We start from the raw sequence: 18,439 nt of genomic DNA on the forward strand, positions 1-18,439 counted from the left end.
AATTAGTCCTCCTTTTTCACCTTGTCGGATTCCATGGTATCTCCCTTGCGGAAGGCGCTCGCCACCCCGTGGGCACCAAAAGCCAGGGCGGTCGCCGCCGCCAGGCCGAGGCCGATCTTGTCGGCGGTCGCCTCGACACCGAAGCCCGGAACCTGCGGCAGACGCCGGTAGAAGGGACTCATGGTGTCCCAGAACTGCGGCTCGCTGCAACCGATGCAGCCGTGCCCGGCCATGACCGGCCAGCTCGTCCCCTCGTTATAGCGCACCGTCGGACAGTTGTGGAAGGTCTCCGGCCCCTTGCAGCCGAGCTTGTAGAGGCACCACCCCTGGCGATGCCCGGGGTCGCCGAAGGCCTCGGCGTACTGGCCGGCATCGAAATGGGCGCGGCGCTCGCAGTTGTCATGGATGCGCTTGCCATAGGCGAACTTGGGACGGCGCAGGCTGTCGACCGCCGGCAGCTTGCCGAAGGTGAGGACGTGCACCAGGGTGGCGGTGAGATTCTCGGCGTTGACCGGGCAGCCCGGCAGGTTGACGATGGCCGCCCCGGGGAGCGCCTCCATCACCGAAATCGCCCCGGTCGGGTTGGGGGCGGCAGCGGGGATGCCGCCGTTGGAGGCGCAGGTGCCGACGCAGATGGTGGCCATGGCGTTGCCGACCACATACTTGAGGGAGTCGATGGCACTCTCGCCGCCGACGGTGCAGTAGACGCCACCGTCGGCGGTGGGGATCGCCCCCTCGACGATGCAGACGTATTTTCCCTTGTACTTCTCTACCGCAGCCTTCTTCGCCGCTTCGGCCTGGTGACCGGCAGCCGCCATCACCACTTCCGAATATTCCAGGGAGATCAGATCGAGAATGATGTCGCCGGCAGTCGGCTGGTTGGCCCGTAGAAAGGCTTCCGAATCGCCGCTGCAGCTCTGGAATTCGAGCCAGATGACCGGCAGCCGCTTGTCCTCGACCGCCTCTGCCACCTTGGGCAGCAGGCTCATCGGCAGAGCCAGGGCGGCCGTCGTGGCCGTGCAGAACTTGATGAAGTCGCGACGGCTGATCCCTTTCGCCTCCACCCGCTGCAGAATCTCTTCCGGTATCGAAACCGGGACCGGCTGTTCCTCGCTTTTCATCGAGCTGACCTCCTTTTCAAGAGATGAAGAAAAACTTTTTAAAACGCTTTTACTATAACAGACAGGACCCGGAAATCCCGCAGCTGGGAATTCCCAGGAGAAAAATATAACACTGTTAATATCGGCTCCCGCCAACCGTGTCAAGGGCATTTTAATCAGATAATGTATACGTTATACCAGATAGCGAAGCGGGTCCCGTATACGTTTCAAGGTGGCTCGCAACGCCTTTTTATTGGTACAGCTTAACCTCTTTCCCGCACCTGGCAAGAGACCTGACCGGCTCGCCTGACCGCACCGGGGTCTTTGCTGTTATACTGAAACGGTACAGATAACTTGAAGAAAGGGGGCTCAATATGACGCGCGATGTCCGCAAATTCGGTATCAACGACAAGCGGGGCCGGGTAAAGACCAGCACTGACCCCTACCTTCCCGGAGAAGGGCTCAAGGAACCGGCGGTTTGCCGGAGCTGCGCAGCATTTTATCGCAACAAGCGCTGGTATCTCGACCCGCAGGAACTGGAGCGGCTACGGGCAAGTGCTGAGGTTCACGAAGTAACCTGTCCGGCCTGCCAGAAAATCGCCGAGCACTACCCGGAAGGGGTGGTGACCTTGCGCGGCACCTACCTCTGGAACCACGAGGAGGAGATTCGCAATATCCTGCGCAACGAAGAGGGGCGGGCGATGGCGAAAAACCCGCTGCAGAGAATCATACGGATGGAGCGGGAAGGGGAGGATTTGATCATCGAAACGACGGAGGAGAAGCTGGCCGAACATCTCGGCCGCGCCCTGCACAAGGCCCATCATGGCGACCTGCAGGTCTCCTGGAGCGACGACCATGCGATTTGCCGGGTGACCTGGGAGCGTTCCGTTCAGGACTAGCCCCGACCGGCATGGTCCTGGGCGCAGCCAGCGATGGAGAAGATGTGGGGTACTTCCGGCTCCTCGAACATACCGCCGACATCGGGATCGAGGCGGCCGGCGAGACAACCGCCGATCTCTTCACCGCCGCGGCGGAAGGGCTGCGGGCGGTTTTAAGCGACCTTCAAAAGGAGCCATGTAAGTACTGGCAGGAGGTCACAGTGGCGGGGCGGGATTTTGAAGAACTGCTGGTCAACTGGCTGAACGCCATCCTCTTCCACCGCGAGGTCGATGGCCTCTTTCCGGAGCAGTTCCGCATCGAGACGATCACTGCCACCTGCCTGCGTGCCCGCATCGGCGGCAACCTCCTCGCCGATTCCCCCCGCCCCTCCCGGGAGGTGAAAGCGGCAACCTGGCACCGCCTCGAAGTCATCAACCAACCGGGAGGTTGGCGGGCACGGATCTACCTCGATCTCTGAAACCGCGCAGGAGAGGGCCGATGGGCATGACGCTTGAGCAGATTGATGACTGCCGCTGGCGCATTCCCCGCACGGGTGCGATGCGGACCGAAGGCCTCGTCTTCGCCAGCGAGGCGATGATTGGTGCCCTGCAGCAGGAGGAAGCGCTCGAACAGGTGCGCAACGTCGCCACCCTGCCGGGAATCGTCGGCACCTCGCTGGCGATGCCCGACATCCACTGGGGTTACGGCTTTCCGATCGGCGGAGTCGCCGCCTTTGACGCCGACTCCGGGGTGGTCTCTCCCGGCGGGGTCGGCTACGACATCAACTGCGGCGTCCGCCTGCTGCGCAGCGCCCTCACCGCCGAGGAGGTCACCCCGCACCTTTCCGGGCTGGCGGACGCACTCTTTCGCAACGTCCCGAGCGGTATCGGCTCCCAGCGCCGGGACCTGCGGCTGACGGTCGCCGAAGAACGCAGGGTCCTGGCCCAGGGGGCCCGCTGGGCGGTGGCCAAGGGGTTCGGCAATAAAAACGACCTTGAGCAGATCGAAGAGGGGGGAGCGCTCCCCGACGCCGATCCCGATCTCGTCTCCGACCGCGCCCTGGAGCGCGGTCGTGCTCAGCTCGGCACCCTTGGCAGCGGCAACCATTTTCTCGAAATCCAGCGTGTCGACGAGATTTTCGACCCGGCCGCCGCCGAGGTCCTCGGCCTCTTTCGCGGCCAAGTCACGGTCACCATTCACACCGGCAGTCGGGGGCTCGGCTACCAGGTGTGTGACGACTGGATTCGCACCATGCTCGACGCCAGCCGCCGCTACGGGATCGATCTCCCCGACCGGCAACTTTGCTGCGCCCCCCTGACCAGCCCGGAAGGGCGGGACTACCTGGCGGCGATGGCGGCCGCGGCCAACTTCGCCTTCGCCAACCGCCAGCTGATCACCGCCTGGGTGCGGGAATCCTTCGCCCAGGTCCTTGGGAAAGGGGACGCCCTGCTCCGCCTCTCGGTGGTCTATGACGTCTGCCACAATATTGCCAAGTGGGAGACCCACCAGGTCAGCGGCAGACCGCGACGCCTCTGCGTACATCGCAAGGGGGCGACCCGGGCCTTCCCGCCCGGCCACCCCCAGACCCCGGCGGCCTACCGGAGCGTCGGCCAGCCGGTGCTGATCCCCGGGGACATGGGTCGCTACTCCTTTGTTCTCGTCGGCACCTCGGGAGCACTGGCGGAGACCTTCGGCTCGACCTGCCACGGCGCCGGCCGTCTCCTCTCCCGCCATGCCGCCAAACGCCTTGCCCGGGGTCGCAACATCCCGGCCGAACTGGGGTCCCAAGGGATACTGCTCCGCGCCGCGGGAGGCGCGACTGTGGCCGAAGAGATCCCCGAAGCCTACAAGGACGTCGCCGAGGTGGTCGACATCGTCGCCCGGGCCGGCATTGGCCATATCGTCGCGCGGCTGCGGCCGCTGGCGGTCATCAAGGGTTAGAACCTTGCCAGGCAAAAAAGCAGACGAAATCAAACCTGATTCCTGAACCTGCAAACAGGAGCGTGTATGCGAGTTTTTGTCACCGGTGGCACCGGCTTTGTTGGCAGTGAGGTTGTGAGGCAGCTGGCAGCCGCCGGCCATACCGTCCGCTGCCTGGTCCGGAAAGGTTCGGAAGGCAAGCTGGCGATTCGCCAGGGGGTCGAAATCCACCATGGCGACGTTCTCGATCCCGCCTCGCTGGAGCGAGGGCTGGCCGGCTGCCAGGCGGTGATTCACCTGGTTGGCATCATTCGGGAGAGCCCTGCCCGGGGCGTGACCTTCGAGAGACTCCACCATCTGGCCACCAGCAACATGGTGGCCGCCGCCATCGCCGCTGGCACGAAACGGTTTCTGCAGATGAGCGCCAATGGTACCCAGGCGGACGCCTCTTCCCCCTACCACCGCACCAAGTGGGCGGCGGAAGAGGCGGTACGCACCTCGACCCTGGACTGGACGATCTTCCGACCATCACTGATCTTCGGTCCCGGCGACGAGTTTGTCACCATGCTCGCCACCCTGATTCGCCGCCTGCCGGTGGTACCGGTCCTCGGCAACGGTCAATACCGGATGTCGCCGGTGGCGGTCGAAGATGTGGCTGCCGGCTTTGTCGGCGCCCTAAAACAGCCGCAGAGCGCCGGTGAAATCTACCACTGCTGCGGCCCGGAAGATTTCAGCTACGATGAGATCCTCGACCTGGTGGGAGCGGCCCTGGGGAAGGAAAAGGTCGTCAAGTTGCACCAGCCCCTGCTGCTGATGAAACCGGTCATTGCCCTGCTCGAAGGGGTCCCCGGCTTCCCGATCACCAGCAGCCAGCTGACCATGCTCACCGAAGGCAATGTCTGCGACCCAACCGCCTGGAGTTCCTGCTTTTCCATCCAGCCGCTCCCCTTTGCCGAAGGGATCCGGCGCTACCTGCACCCTTGAGGCGAGCCGCGGTTGACAAGCTCCGGCGACAGCGGCATCATGAAGTCCCGCCGCTCCGGCCTCCGGGAGTCATGCCATGCGTCTCACCCTGAAAATCGCCCTCGCGATCCTGGTTGGCATCGCCCTGCTGCTGTCGATTCACAGCTACCAGTCGGTACAGCGGGAGACCGCCATCCTCCGTTCCAACCTGAGCCGCGAGGCACGCCTGGTCGGCCAGGTACTGCGCCCCCTGGTCCTCGAAGTCTGGCAGCGTAAAGGCGAGGCCGCCGCCCAGGCATTTCTGCAACAGGCCGGCGGCGTCGTCAGCGACCAGCAGGTGCGCTGGGTCTGGCTCGAAGGAGCACCGGAAACCCGCTTCCATCCCCGGGTCGAAGGGGATCAACTGGCAGCGGCACGCCGTGGTGAACTGGTCACGGTAATCGCTGAAACCAGCGACGGTCGTGACTTTCTCTTTACCTATCTGCCGCTGAACGCTCCGGATGGCCGCCGCGGCGCGATTGAAATCGGCGAATCGCTGGCCGGCCTGCACGGCTACGTGCGCGAGAGCATGAATCGTTCGGCGCTGCTGCTGGCCGCCATGGTGGTCTCGAGCCTGCTGCTGATCGGCCTCCTCGGCAGCTTCTGGGTTACCCGCCCGGTGCAACGGCTCGCCGCCCAGGCCGAGCGCATGGCTGCCGGCGACTTTTCAGCGCCCGTCGAGGTCCGCGGTCACGACGAGATCGCCACCCTCGCCGCCGCCCTCGACCGCATGCGCGGCCAGCTCGCCCACGCCCGGGACAGTGACCGCGCCCGCCTGGAGAGCCTGGAAAAACTTCGCCACACCGAACGGCTCGCCACCCTCGGTCGGCTCTCGGCAGGCATGGCCCACGAACTTGGCACCCCGCTCAACGTCATCTCCGGCCGCGCCAAACTGATCAGCTCGCGGGAACTCCCGGCCGAAGAGGTGATCCGCTCGGCGCGCATCATTGGCGAACAGAGCGGGCGCATGGCGGCAATCATGCGCCAGCTCCTCGATTTTGCCCGGCGCGGCAACCCGCGCAAGGTCCGGGTTGGACTCGAAGGCCTGGGCGCCAAGGTCATCGAAATGCTGCAACCGACCGCGGCCCGGCAGCAGGCCCGGTTGACGCTGACTCCTCCGGCGGAACCGCTGGCCGTCGTCGCCGACCCCGGGCAGTTGCAGCAGGTCTTGACCAACCTGGTGATGAATGCGCTGCAGGCGATTGCCCCTGGCGGCAGGGTCGAGCTGCGTTTTGCCATCGACGATGCCGCCCCGCCGGCGGCGGCGAGTGTCACCGGCAGCGGGCCCTGGGCCGTCATCGAGGTGGAAGATGATGGCAGCGGCATTCCGGCCGAAATCCTGCCCCACCTCTTCGACCCTTTTTTCACCACCAAGGAGGTCGGCCAGGGAACCGGGCTCGGCCTGGCCATCGCTTACGGCATCGTCCAGGAACATGGCGGCTGGATCGGGGTCGAAAGCTGCGCCGGTGCGGGGAGCTGTTTCAGGGTCTTCCTCCCCCCGGCGCCGGCCGCTGACGCGGAGATAACTGATGGCTGAAACGATTACCGGCCGGGTCCTGGTTGTCGACGACGACCTCGAACTGCGGGAGTTGCTGCGGGAGGTTCTGACCCGCCATGGCCATGCCGTCACCACCGCCGGCGATGGCAGTCAGGCTCTGGCCCTGCTCCAATCTGGCGAGGTCGACGCCGTCCTCGCCGATCTCAACATGCCCGGGACCGGCGGCCTTGACCTCTGCGCACGGCTGCAGGACCAGGTCCCCGGACTGCCGGTCGTCATCCTCACCGCCTTCGGCAGCCTCGATACGGCCATCGCCGCTTTGCGGGCCGGTGCCTACGATTTCGTCACCAAACCGGTCGATCTCGACCTCCTCGCCCACACCGTGCGCCGGGCGGTGCGCCATCGGCAGCTGGAGCAGACCCTGCATCGTCTCCAGGACGAAGTCCACCGCCAGCGCAGCGCCGGCGCCCTCCTCGGCGAAAGCCCCTCCATCGCCGAAGTCCGGGACCTGGTCAGCCGCATTGCCGGGCTCGACAGTTCGGTGCTGATCCGCGGCGAGAGCGGCACCGGCAAGGAGCTGGTCGCCCGCGCCCTGCATGAACAGAGCCCCCGCAAAGGCGGCCCCTTCGTCGCCATCAATTGCGCGGCGCTGCCGGAGACACTGCTCGAAAGCGAACTTTTCGGCCATGAACGGGGCGCCTTTACCGATGCCCGCAACGCCCGGCGCGGCCTTTTCCTGGAAGCCTCCGGCGGTACTCTGCTGCTCGACGAAGTCGGCGAGTTGCCGCTGGCGCTGCAACCGAAGCTGCTGCGGGTCCTCGAAGAACACCGGATCAGGCCGGTCGGTGGCAACCGCGAGATCGACTGCGACGTGCGCATCATCGCCGCCACCCACCGCAATCTCGAGGAAGCTATCGCGGCCGGCACCTTTCGCCAGGACCTCTATTATCGCCTCAACGTATTGACCATCGACCTGCCGCCCCTGCGCGCCCGTGGCAACGACCTTTTGCTCCTTGCGCAACGCTTCGTCGATGAATTCGCGGAGCGCTTTCATAAAGGGGTCCAGGGGCTGACCGAGCCGGCCGCCGTCCGACTGCTGGGACACGCCTGGCCGGGCAATGTCCGGGAACTGCGCAATATCATCGAAAGGGCGGTCGCCCTGACCCGCCACGAGCGCCTGACCCTGGAAGACCTCCCCGAAGCCCTGCGCCAGGGTTCCACGCCGCCAGCGCCGGTGGCGCCTCCCCTCCCGGCGGACGAACTGGTCTCCCTGGCCGAGATGGAGCGGCGCTATCTCCAGCAGGTTCTCGACCGGGTGGACGGCAACCGTACCCTTGCCGCCGCCATCCTCGGCATCGACCGCAAAACCCTCTACCGCAAGCTGCAGGAGAATGACCGCTCCTGACCCTTCCCTGCCCCGGGGCAAAATGCCCCATCGGGGCAGAATGCCCCGCCTCGCCTTTCCCAACCTGCTGAAATTACAATATTCAAGCCTGGCACGCCGCTTGCGATAACCGAGACTGAACCCGACTGGAGATTGCAGATGCGTGCCCTATCCCTACCCGCCGGTCGCCCGGCCAATGTTCTGATCGCCGAAGATGACCCGGCTCTGCGCGAACTGCTCGCCTTCTGTTTCTTCCGCGAGGGCTACGCGGTCACCTGTTGCAGCGACGGCCTCAGCCTGCTTGAACGGCTCCATGACAGCCTTGAAGGCCAGGACGACCCGATCGACCTGGTGGTGACCGACATCCGCATGCCTGGTCTCACCGGCCTGGAGGTGCTGGAAAGTCTCTGCGACCAGCCGCAGCGCCCGCCGGTGATCTGCATGACCGCCTTCGGCGACCCCGGGACCCATAGCGCCGCCCTGCGCATGCGGGCGGCGGCGACCTTTGACAAACCTTTTGACATCGATACCCTGATTGACCGGGCGCGGCTGATCTGTCCGCCGCAGCGCCCACATTCCCAACCAAGGAGCAGATCATGACGACTCGACCAACGGTACGCCTCACCTCTCTGATCGGCCTCTTTCTGGCCGCCCTGATGGCGCTTCCCGGCATGGCCCGTGCCCAGGAAGAAGGCCGCGAGAGTCTGCGCCAGACCGGCCAGGTCTTTCGCAGCGTGGCCAAGCAGGTCTCCCCGGCGGTGGTCTTTATTCAGGTGGAAAAGAGCACCGACCAACCGGAGATGTCCAATTTCGGTACCCCTTTCAATAGTCCCTTCGGCGACGATTTCATGCGCCGTTTCTTTGGCATTCCCCCGGAAGGGCATGCCCCCGGCAAGATGCCGAAGCGCCAGGTGCGCGGCCAGGGCTCGGGCTTTATCATCTCCCCGGACGGCCTGATCATGACCAACAACCACGTCGTTGGCGATGCCGACAAGGTCACGGTACGCCTCCTCGACGGCCGTGAATTCAAGGCCAAGGTCATCGGCGCCGACCCCCCGACCGACGTCGCGGTGATCAAGATCGACGCACAGGATCTGCCGGTTTTGGCGCTGGGAGATTCGGACGGACTGGAAGTTGGGGACTGGGTGCTGGCCGTCGGCAACCCCTTTGGGCTCTCCCATACCCTGACCGCCGGGATCGTCAGCGCCAAGGGGCGTAGCGGCATCGGCATCAACGACTATGAAAACTTCATCCAGACCGACGCCGCCATCAACCCCGGCAATTCCGGCGGCCCCCTCGTCGACCTGGACGGCCGGGTGGTCGGCATCAACACGGCGATTTTCAGCCGCAGCGGCGGCTATATGGGGATCGGCTTTGCCATCCCGATCAACATGGCGCGCAAGATTCGCGACCAGCTGGTCGAAACCGGCACCGTCACCCGGGGCCAGCTCGGGGTCTACATTCAGGACCTGACCAAGGATCTGGCCCAGCCCTTCGGGCTCAAGGAGACCGACGGCATCCTGATCTCCAAGGTCATCGACGACTCGCCGGCGGCCAAGGCCGACCTCAAGCAGGGGGATATCCTCCTTAAAGCCGATGGACGCCCGGTCGGCAAGGTCAATGAATTCCGCAATGCCATCGCCATGACGGCACCGGGGACGGTGATCCGTCTCGACATCCTGCGCAATGGCCAGCCCCGGCAGGTCACGGTCACCATCGGCAAGCGGGAAGGGGAAGGAACGAGCGCGGAGACGGCAGTCGCGAAGATCTCTACCTTCGGGCTCTCCCTGCAAAAACTGACTCCGGAGCTTGCCGCCCGCCTCGGCTACCAGGATGAAACCGGGGTGCTGGTATCCGCCGTGGAAGATGGCTCGCCGGCCGATTCGGCAGGTATCGAGCGGGGCGATTTGATCCTGGAAATCAACCGCAAGCCGGTCACCTCCCCCGAGGCGGCAAATAAACAGCTGCAGGCCGGAGGCGACAAGCCGGTACTGCTGCTGATCCGCCATGGCGACGGCACCCGCTATGTCGCCCTGAAGCCCGAATAGCCAACCCCGTCGCAACGGCGACGTTTCCGCCCCCGGCCCGCCTCCGGCCGGGGGCATTTTTTCGCCCGTGGAAGAGACAGAGACCAGTTGCAGTTTGCCAGCGTCTCTGTTAGATTCATGACGCCGGGCTGGCCCCACCCCCCCTCCGGGGCCAATGCGGGAGGAAATTGTGGACACACTCCACAGGTTGCCCCGCCCCGGCTCTTTTTTTGTCTCCTCCCTGCCTGCCGAGTGAGCGGAACCCGTTCCCGACATCTTCCCTTTTCACCGGGGCTTCCCTATAATGAGGGGCCATTTCCCCGGGAGCCCCATGCAACACTCATTCTCCAGCACGGTTATTGACCAGCTTCGTCAGGCGATCCGCGAGGCCGGCGGCAACGAGGTTTTTTTCCTCGGCCACACCGATGCAACCCGGCAAGTGATTGCCATTGAAGTCCTTGCCCGCGGCTCCAGGGAGGCCGTTCCCGCCATCCTGCAGGCCTGTCGCCATGGAGACGTGGTTATCCACAACCACCCCTCGGGCGACCTTTCACCTTCCCGGGCGGACCTGGAGATAGCCGGGCGTCTCGGCGCCCTCGGAGTCGGTTTCCACATTGTGGACAACCCTGTGGACAGGGTCTACCGTGTGGTCGAAGCCTTCCTCCCTCACAACCGACAACTGCTCGACCCGGCCCGCATCGCCGAGTTGCTAGGCCCTGCGGGTTCGATTGCCAGCGCCCTCTCCGGCTACGAAGACCGTCCGGAACAACTGCGCATGGCCTTTGCCGTCGGCGAGGCCTTCAACAACGACCAGCTGGCGGTTATCGAGGCCGGTACCGGCACCGGCAAAAGCCTCGCCTACCTGGTGCCGGCGCTGCTCTGGGCCCTCGCCAATGAAGAACGGGTCGTCGTTTCGACCAACACCATCAACCTCCAGGAGCAGCTGATCCGCAAGGATCTGCCCCTGCTGCAACGGGCCACCGGCCTGGAGTTTCGCGCCGTCCTCGTCAAGGGACGTGGGAACTACCTCTGCCGCCGGCGCCTGGCGACCGCCCACCGCGAACCGGAACTCTTCGACACCGAGCACCATGCCCTTCTCGACAGTCTGGTCGACTGGGCGGCACAGAGCAGCGATGGCTCCCGTGACGAACTGACCTTCGTCCCCCACGAAGTGGTCTGGGAAGAGGTGCGCTGCGAGGCGGACCAGTGTGCCCGCGTCCGCTGCGCCGACTACGCCACCTGTTTTTTCCATCGGGCACGACGGCTCGCGGCCCAGGCCGACCTGCTGGTCGTCAACCACGCGCTGCTCCTCTCCGACCTAGCGCTACGCCAGCAGACCGACAACTACAGCGCGGCGGCGGTTCTCCCCCCCTTCGACCGGGTGATCCTCGATGAGGCCCACCACCTCGAAGATGTTGCCACCAGCTACTTTTCCGCCCAGGTCACCCGCTTTTCCTATGCCCGGGTCCTCGGCAAGCTGCGCCACCCGCGCAAGCCGGAGAAAGGACTGCTCCCTCGCTTCCTCGCCCAGCTTTCGCAGCGACTCCCCGACAGTGCCGACGAACTCTACCGGGAATTGCACGGCCGTGTCGAACAACTCCTGGGAGAACGCCAGGGCCTTTACGAGCGGGCGCTTGCCGACCTCGACACTATCGGCGCTCAACTGGCGGCTGCCTTTCCGAACCGGGGGGAAGAGGAACTGCGCCAGCGGGTCACTGCCACCTACCAGGAGCAGCCGGTCTGGGGCGAAACGGTGGGACGGGTGCGCGAACTGGCGGCGGCAACGGCACTTTTGAGCCGTGCCGGGATGGATCTGCTCAAGGCGTGCGAAGCCCTGCCGGAGAAGGTCGCCGACGGCCTCGCCTCCGTTCTCACCGACTGCGCGGGAACCTTTTTGCGCCTGGCGGCGATTGCCAGCGACCTCGAACTCTTCGTCGCCGCCGGACCGGGACATTGTGTCTGGATGGAAGTATTGCCGGCACGGGGCGGACGCACGCCCGTAACCCGGCTGTGCGCCGCCCCCCTCGAGGTCGCCGCAAGCCTGCAACGGGGACTCTACGACCGCTTCCGCTCCGTGGTCCTGACCAGCGCCACCCTCGCGGTCGGTGATTCGTTCAGCTTTCTGGAACAACGCGTCGGCCTTGACCGCTGTCCCCCGGCCCGCCGCACTACGCTGCGGCTCGCCTCCCCTTTCGATTTTGCCCGCCAGGCCCTGCTGGCGGTTCCCACCGACATTCCCGAACCGGGCCGTCCCGGCTACCCGGAGATGGTCCGGGACCTCGCCGGTCGCGCCGTGGTTGCCGCCGACGGCCGCAGTTTCGTCCTCTTTACCGCCTACTCCCTGTTGCGGCTGGTTCATGGCGAGCTGGAGCCGATCCTTGCCGCCCGTGGTTTTCGCTGCCTGCGCCAGGGACAAGAGAACCGCCATCGCCTGCTGAAAGCCTTTGTCGCCGATCCGACCAGCGTCCTCTTCGCGACCGATTCCTTCTGGGAAGGGGTCGATGTCCCCGGCCGTGCCCTGGAACAGGTGATCATCACCCGTCTCCCCTTCAAGGTCCCCACCGAACCGATCCTTGAGGCCCGGGCCGAAGCGATCGAAGGCCGGGGCGGCGATCCGTTCATGGAGTTCACGGTCCCCCAGGCGGTGATCAAGTTCAAACAGGGGTTCGGTCGCCTGATCCGGCACCGCAACGACCGCGGGGTGGTGCTGATACTCGATGCCCGGGTGGTCAAGAAGGGGTATGGGCGTGTCTTTTTACGTTCCCTGCCGGAAGTCCAGGTGATTGCCGCTCCCAGCGCCGAGGTATTCACCGCTATCAACGACTTTTTCCATCGCGAAGAACGTTCTCCGGAAGAGGGTCAATGAGGGAACCGCTGTGCTTTTCTGTTGACAAAGATATCGATATATTTCATGTTTTCGCAAACATTCTGAACCAAACAAACCCCGGAAGAGCGGGAAAACCTACCGGAGGGCGAGGATGGGGCGGCGCAACGGCATAGCCACCGAGCGTGTTTACACAGGGGGACGGCACCAGGACCTGCTCAAGCTCTTCACCCTGGCGACGCTGGTCTCACTGCTGGCCATCCTGCTGCTGGTCGGCTTTGGCATTTACCAGATTTTCAATCGCTACATCATCGCCGAGGCGGAGCGGGACGCGGTTGCCATCTCCAATGCGATTATCGGCGACAGCCTCAAGGATTACATTGCCCGCGGACCAGGTGGCGCACCGACCCTGATCATCCCGGCCAGCAGTTACCACCTCCTCGATCAGGATATCGAGGCCAAGCTGAAATACTTCGATGTCCTCAAGATCAAGATCTTTTCCCGCGACCAGGCCATCGTTTACAGCAACGATCGCAACATCATCGGTGAACTCGACCTCAAGAACCAGACCCTGGCGGCGGCCCTCGCCGGCGATGCCTCTTCCAAGCTCGAAAAGAAGGAAGAGCTCTGGGACCTTGCCGACGAAAAGAAATATGAGATCGACATGGTCGAAACCTATATGCCCCTGCGAACTCCGACCGGGGTTGTCGCCGGGGCATTTGAAATCTACATGGACGTTTCCGCCTATCGACAATTGCTGCGTGATGTCCTGGTCGCGGCAATCCTGGTCGTCACCGCCGTTCTGCTGGTCGTCTTCGGGGTATTGACCTTTTATATGCGCAAGGCAACGCGAATCATCTCATCCAAGACTCAGGAAATCCGGGTTCTCAGCGGGTTGTTGCCGATCTGCTCAGCCTGCAAAAAAATTCGCAACGACCACGATGAATGGGAAATCCTCGAAAAATTCATCACCGAACGGTCCGAGTCCGAGTTCACTCACAGCCTCTGCCCCGACTGCCTGCAAGAGTACTGGAAAGAGTGAGGTCCAGACGGCTAGCAGCAAGCAGAAAGCGCCCCGGCGATTGCCGGGGCGCTTTCTGCTTGCTGTTTCAACGCTTTGCTATTCCCTGTGGGAATCATGCCCTGACGTGAGTCAGGGTATCAGTTCTTCACGGTTATCGGTTTAACCCTTCCCGGCCCGGCGGCTCAGAGACGTTCATACTGTCATCCTCCTGTGTGCTGGGGTTTGATTCCAATTTACCACGAAACCGGCACTTGTAAAGGTGCTAAAACCAGGGGAACAAGGGGACGAGCAAAACTTGACCGGGGATGGGCGGATCGTGGTAGAATCCCCGAGTATCCTCGTGGCAACGGGCTGCGAAGGTATTTATTCCATCTGCAAAAGGGGCGGCGCCAGTTACCGCCGGACGAGACATCATGAGCCGATCCTGCCGGGGAAGGCGAACCATTGCGGCCCTTCTCATCACGTTTTCACTCACCCTCGGCCTTGGCCTGGCACCTGCGACCGCCGCCGAGTTCAATTACAATCGGGCGCGGCTTCTCAGCTATCTGCTGCGTGACCAGCTCCCGCTCCACCACTACAGTCACAAGGCGATCGATGACGACCTCTCCCGCGCCGCCTTTGCGCTCTATCTGAAGCAACTCGACAGCCAGAAGCGCTTCCTGCTCCAGTCCGACGTCGATCAACTCCAGGATTTCGCTACCCGCATCGACGATGAGCTCAAGCAGGGGCGGATTGTACTGCCCGCTCTCGCCGCCGAGATCCTCGGGAGGCGCATTGCCGTCGTTGAAAAACTGGTCGCTGAACTCCTGGAGGGGAGGTTCGATCTGCACTCCCGGGAGACCATTGAAACCGACCCGGAGAAGCTCGACTTCTGCGCCAATGAAGCCGCGCTCAAAGAACGCTGGCGGCAAACCCTGACCTACCAGGTCGTGCTCCGCTACCTCGGACTGGTGGAGGATCGCGCTGCCGAAGCCAAGGCGGCCGGCAAGGAAACGCCCGCGACGGACAGCATCGACCCCGAACTGCTCAAGGTCGCCCGTGAGAAGGTCGCCAAGAATTATCGCGACTTTTTCACGCGTCTCCACCAGGACACCTCCCAGGATTACTTCGACCGTTATTTCAGCTCGGTCACCCGGGCCTATGATCCGCATACCGACTATCTCCCCCCTACCGAGAAGGAAGATTTCGATATTGGCATGCGGGGGTCCCTGGAAGGGATCGGCGCCACCCTGCGTGAAGAGGACGGTTACATCAAGGTGGTCGCGATCATGGCCGGCAGTGCCGCCTTCCGCCAGGGGCAATTGCAGGCCGAAGATATCATCCTCAAGGTAGCCGAGGGGGAGGCCGAGCCGGTCGACATTACCGACATGCGCCTTCGTGACGCGGTCGGCCTGATCCGGGGGCCGAAGGGGACCGAGGTGCGTCTGACGGTTCGCAACCCGGATGGAAATCTGCGGGTGATCCCGATTGTCCGCGACGTGGTCCAGATCGAGGATACCTTCGTCAAGGGGACCGTGATCCCCGGTCCTGTGGAAGGGGAAAATTTCGGCTACCTCAAGATTCCTTCCTTCTACCGGGATTTCCAGGGTGCCGGCCATGGTGCCAAGGGCCGCAATGTCACCGATGACGTGCGCGCCGAACTGCAGCGGCTCAAGCCGGCCGGAGTTGCCGGCATCATCCTCGACCTGCGCAATGACGGCGGCGGCTCCCTGGCCGATGCCGTCGATACTGCCGGCCTCTTTATCAAGACCGGTCCGGTAGTTCAGGTCCGGGGGAGCGACGGTTCCATCGAACCCCTCAACGACGATGATGCGAGCATCGAATATTCCGGCCCCCTGGTCGTGCTGGTCAACCAGTTCTCCGCTTCCGCATCGGAAATTCTTGCCGGCATGCTCCAGGACTATGGCCGCGCGGTGGTGATCGGCGGGGAGCACACCCACGGCAAAGGAACAGTGCAGGCGCTGATCGATCTCGATCGGGGCCTCTCCCTGCGCAACATGGACGCCTATAAACCCCTCGGTGCCCTGAAGATCACGGTGCAGAAATTCTACCGGGTCAGCGGCGCCTCGACCCAGTACCGGGGCGTGATTCCCGACATCATCCTGCCGGATCGCCTCCAGTACCTCAAAACCGGCGAGAAATACTCGGAATATTCCCTCCCCTGGGATACCGTTGCCCCGGTGAGTTATACCCGCTGGAACAGTCCCGGGGTACGACTCGATACTCTCCGCGTCCGCAGCCAGGAGCGCACCGCTAAGGATCCAAAATTCCAGGAGATCGCCCGGGAAGCCGCCTTGGCGAAAGAGCGCAGCGAACGGACCCGGCAGTCCCTCGATCTCGATACGATCCGTAAGGAGCGGGAAGAGGCCAAGAAGCTGACCGAGGTCGCCCCGATGCACGGGGCAAAGCCGGCAGCCAAGCCGGACCATGTGCTGACAGCAGAGGAAAAGGAAAAACAGCTCGCCGAGGGTCTCCTCGACGACCCCTACGCCAGTGAAGCCCTGGCGGTCCTCACCGACATGCAGGAGCTGCCGCGGGCTCCCCTCGCCAACACGCCGGGACGGAGCGCCGCGGCGAGCGCCCGCTAGCCCTCCCGTTGCCGCAGCAGAACAAACGCCCTTCCGGAGCTGCCGGAGGGGCGTTTGTTCTGCTGCAATGAATCTCCCCGCAGCAAGCTACGGGGTATCAAAAGTTTAGATTGATCGCTTTCATCGAAGCAAGCTTCGGGGAATTCGACCCACCTGAGATTAAAACAGGGAACCGGTGACCTGATTACCCGGGGGCTATCGCCTCTGCCAGGACCTCGGCAATATCCCGCACCTTGACCGTCTCGGCACCCTCATCCTTGAGGCCATCCTCAAACATCGTCATGCAGTAGGGACAGGCAACGCAGATGGTTTCGGGCTGCTGGTCGAGAGCCTCACGGACCCGGTCGAGGTTGATCCGGGTGCCGAGATGCTCCTCCATCCACATCCGCCCACCGCCGGCGCCGCAACAGAAGGAGTTTTCCCCCTGGCGGGAAAATTCTTCCGGAGCATTGCCGGAAGCCGCCGCGACCACGGCGCGCGGCGCCGCATATTCATCATTGTGACGGCCGAGGTAGCAGGAATCGTGGAACAGCAGCTTCCCCTGCGACCGCCCTTTTCCGGCCGGCAACCGGCCGCAAGCGACCAGGTCGGCCAAAAGCTGGCTGTGGTGAAGCACCTCCAGTTCCAGCCCGTACTGGCGATAGTCGTTTTTAAGGGTGGAAAAGCAGTGCGGACACTGGGTGATGATCTTTTTCATCCCGCGTTCCTTGAGCAGCTCGACATTTTTCAATGCCATCTGCTCGAAGACATACTCGTTGCCGAGCCGACGAAGACTGTCCCCGCAGCAGAGCTCATCCTTGCCGAGAATCCCCCAGGAAACACCCGCCTGGTCAAGAAGGGTGGCGAGGGCTACGGTGACATGCTTGTTGCGGGTGTCAAAAGCGCCGGCACAGCCAACGAAGAAGAGGTATTCGGTCTCCCCCGGGACAAAAGAACGGTCGCCGAGCTGGGTACTCCACTTGGTGCGCTCGCTCGGGGCGATCCCCCAGGGGTTGCTGCGCTGCTCCATGTTCTCGAAGAGGTTGAGAAGCTCCTCGGGAAACTTTGCCTCCTGCTCGACCAGGTGGCGACGCATCTTGACGATCTTCGGCATCTGCTCGATAAGGACCGGGCACGCCTGCAGGCAGGCGCCGCAGGTAGTGCAGGACCAGAGGGCCGCTTCACTGGTCGACCCTTCCCCCCCATCGCCGATCAGAGGCAGGCGCGGCTTCGCCCCGCTCTGCAACAGGGTGGCATTGTGCAGGAAATTGACCTTTATGTCGTGGACCACCTGGCGCGGGTTGAGGGGTTTTTCGGTGGCCCGGGCGGGACAGACATCCTGGCAGCGCCCACACTCGGTGCAGGTATAGCCATCGAGAATGTCTTTCCAGGTAAAGCGCTCGACACTGCCGACCCCAAAAACTCCATCCGGCGTGAATACTTCCCGGGGCTGGGTATTGGGCTTCTCCAGGGCACCGAAGAAGCAGTTGGGGATAGCGGTAAGGATATGCATGTGCTTGCTGCGCGGCAGCAGGTTCATGAAGAGGAGCAGTACCAGGGCATGCGTCCACCAGGCGACCGTCGCTACCGTTTCGAGTCCCGCTGGCGACAGGCCACCAAGGGTGGCGGCAAGGGCACCGGAAACCGGCATCCAGGCCGCGGCCGCCTCCTGACCTGAGGCGATTTCTGCCGCATGCAGGTAAAAGAAGGCCAGCATCAGGGCCGCGATAAAGGCGAGGATGACAAAGGCTTCCCCGCTGCGGGCACTGGCGTAACTGCTGCTGAGGTAGGCCGGCGCGAAGAAGAGGCGGCGGGCAGCAGCCAGCGCCACGCAGACCAGGGTCAGCAGCGAGACCAGTTCGAAGCTGAGCACCAGCGGGTGGTAGAGGCCGGCGGGAAGCAGGGAAAGGCGCACGGCCGGGAAAATTCCGGCGAGGAGAAATTCGCCGTTGGCCAGCAGCAGGATCAGAAACGACCAGAAGATCAGCAGGTGGTTAATGCCGAAGGGGCGTTTGACCACGCGCCGCTGACCGATTGCATAACGCAGCATTGCCTGGAAACGCTTTCCCGGCTGGGAGCTACGATCCTCGGGCTGGGCAATGGCGAGGATGGCAAAACGCTGGTAACAGCTATAGGCAAAAGCGACCAGGGCCGTCAAAAACAGCGGGATAAAGATCATTTGCTGGGAAGACATCGCTCTGCTCTCCGGTTGGG

At 63.6% G+C, this 18,439-nt stretch carries 13 protein-coding genes; 11 read left to right on the forward strand and 2 right to left on the reverse strand.

The window, feature by feature from the left end; all coding sequences use genetic code 11:
• Positions 1-2 precede the first annotated feature (2 nt).
• On the reverse strand, positions 3-1,121 hold the full coding sequence (locus tag ACYQ8E_RS11640; RefSeq protein ID WP_082820428.1) for a hydrogenase small subunit: 1,119 nt from the start codon (positions 1,119-1,121) through the stop codon (positions 3-5).
• A 353-nt stretch (positions 1,122-1,474) separates the two neighbouring features.
• Here ACYQ8E_RS11640 and ACYQ8E_RS11645 point away from each other — a divergent pair, with 353 nt between their 5' ends.
• The 11 genes from ACYQ8E_RS11645 to ACYQ8E_RS11695 all read left to right on the forward strand — a co-directional run bounded on the left by ACYQ8E_RS11645 (position 1,475) and on the right by ACYQ8E_RS11695 (position 16,246).
• Positions 1,475-1,999, forward strand: coding sequence for a BCAM0308 family protein (locus ACYQ8E_RS11645; RefSeq protein ID WP_066729371.1), 525 nt, complete (start codon positions 1,475-1,477; stop codon positions 1,997-1,999).
• Between the two features lie 11 nt (positions 2,000-2,010).
• The gene (locus tag ACYQ8E_RS11650; RefSeq protein ID WP_066729374.1) at positions 2,011-2,457 is read left to right on the forward strand and encodes an archease; all 447 of its coding nucleotides are present in this window, start codon (positions 2,011-2,013) and stop codon (positions 2,455-2,457) included.
• A gap of 20 nt (positions 2,458-2,477) precedes the next feature.
• Entirely contained in the window at positions 2,478-3,920 is a 1,443-nt protein-coding gene (locus tag ACYQ8E_RS11655) for an RtcB family protein (RefSeq protein WP_459861044.1), read from the forward strand.
• A 66-nt stretch (positions 3,921-3,986) separates the two neighbouring features.
• Entirely contained in the window at positions 3,987-4,883 is an 897-nt protein-coding gene (locus ACYQ8E_RS11660; RefSeq protein ID WP_066729378.1) for a complex I NDUFA9 subunit family protein, read from the forward strand.
• A gap of 76 nt (positions 4,884-4,959) precedes the next feature.
• Positions 4,960-6,438: a sensor histidine kinase gene (locus tag ACYQ8E_RS11665; protein ID WP_066729381.1), complete on the forward strand. Its 1,479-nt coding sequence runs from the start codon at positions 4,960-4,962 to the stop codon at positions 6,436-6,438.
• A complete protein-coding gene (locus tag ACYQ8E_RS11670) occupies positions 6,431-7,804 on the forward strand; it encodes a sigma-54-dependent transcriptional regulator (protein ID WP_197463679.1) in 1,374 nt (457 codons plus the stop codon). Before ACYQ8E_RS11665 ends, ACYQ8E_RS11670 begins: the two co-directional genes overlap by 8 nt.
• Positions 7,805-7,942: 138 nt before the next feature.
• Positions 7,943-8,383: a response regulator gene (locus ACYQ8E_RS11675; RefSeq protein WP_066729383.1), complete on the forward strand. Its 441-nt coding sequence runs from the start codon at positions 7,943-7,945 to the stop codon at positions 8,381-8,383.
• The gene (locus ACYQ8E_RS11680) at positions 8,380-9,831 is read left to right on the forward strand and encodes a DegQ family serine endoprotease (protein WP_066729385.1); all 1,452 of its coding nucleotides are present in this window, start codon (positions 8,380-8,382) and stop codon (positions 9,829-9,831) included. Before ACYQ8E_RS11675 ends, ACYQ8E_RS11680 begins: the two co-directional genes overlap by 4 nt.
• A 310-nt stretch (positions 9,832-10,141) precedes the next feature.
• Entirely contained in the window at positions 10,142-12,676 is a 2,535-nt protein-coding gene (locus ACYQ8E_RS11685; protein WP_066729387.1) for a helicase C-terminal domain-containing protein, read from the forward strand.
• A 112-nt stretch (positions 12,677-12,788) separates the two neighbouring features.
• Complete coding sequence (locus ACYQ8E_RS11690) at positions 12,789-13,676, forward strand: hypothetical protein (RefSeq protein WP_066729388.1); 888 nt, start codon at positions 12,789-12,791, stop codon at positions 13,674-13,676.
• A 395-nt stretch (positions 13,677-14,071) separates the two neighbouring features.
• On the forward strand, positions 14,072-16,246 hold the full coding sequence (locus ACYQ8E_RS11695) for a carboxy terminal-processing peptidase (RefSeq protein WP_082820429.1): 2,175 nt from the start codon (positions 14,072-14,074) through the stop codon (positions 16,244-16,246).
• Between the two features lie 184 nt (positions 16,247-16,430).
• Here the strand turns inward: ACYQ8E_RS11695 and ACYQ8E_RS11700 are convergent, their stop codons facing one another.
• Entirely contained in the window at positions 16,431-18,419 is a 1,989-nt protein-coding gene (locus ACYQ8E_RS11700; RefSeq protein ID WP_066729389.1) for a (Fe-S)-binding protein, read from the reverse strand.
• Positions 18,420-18,439: the final 20 nt, after the last annotated feature.

The organism is Desulfuromonas carbonis, assembly GCF_054658035.1.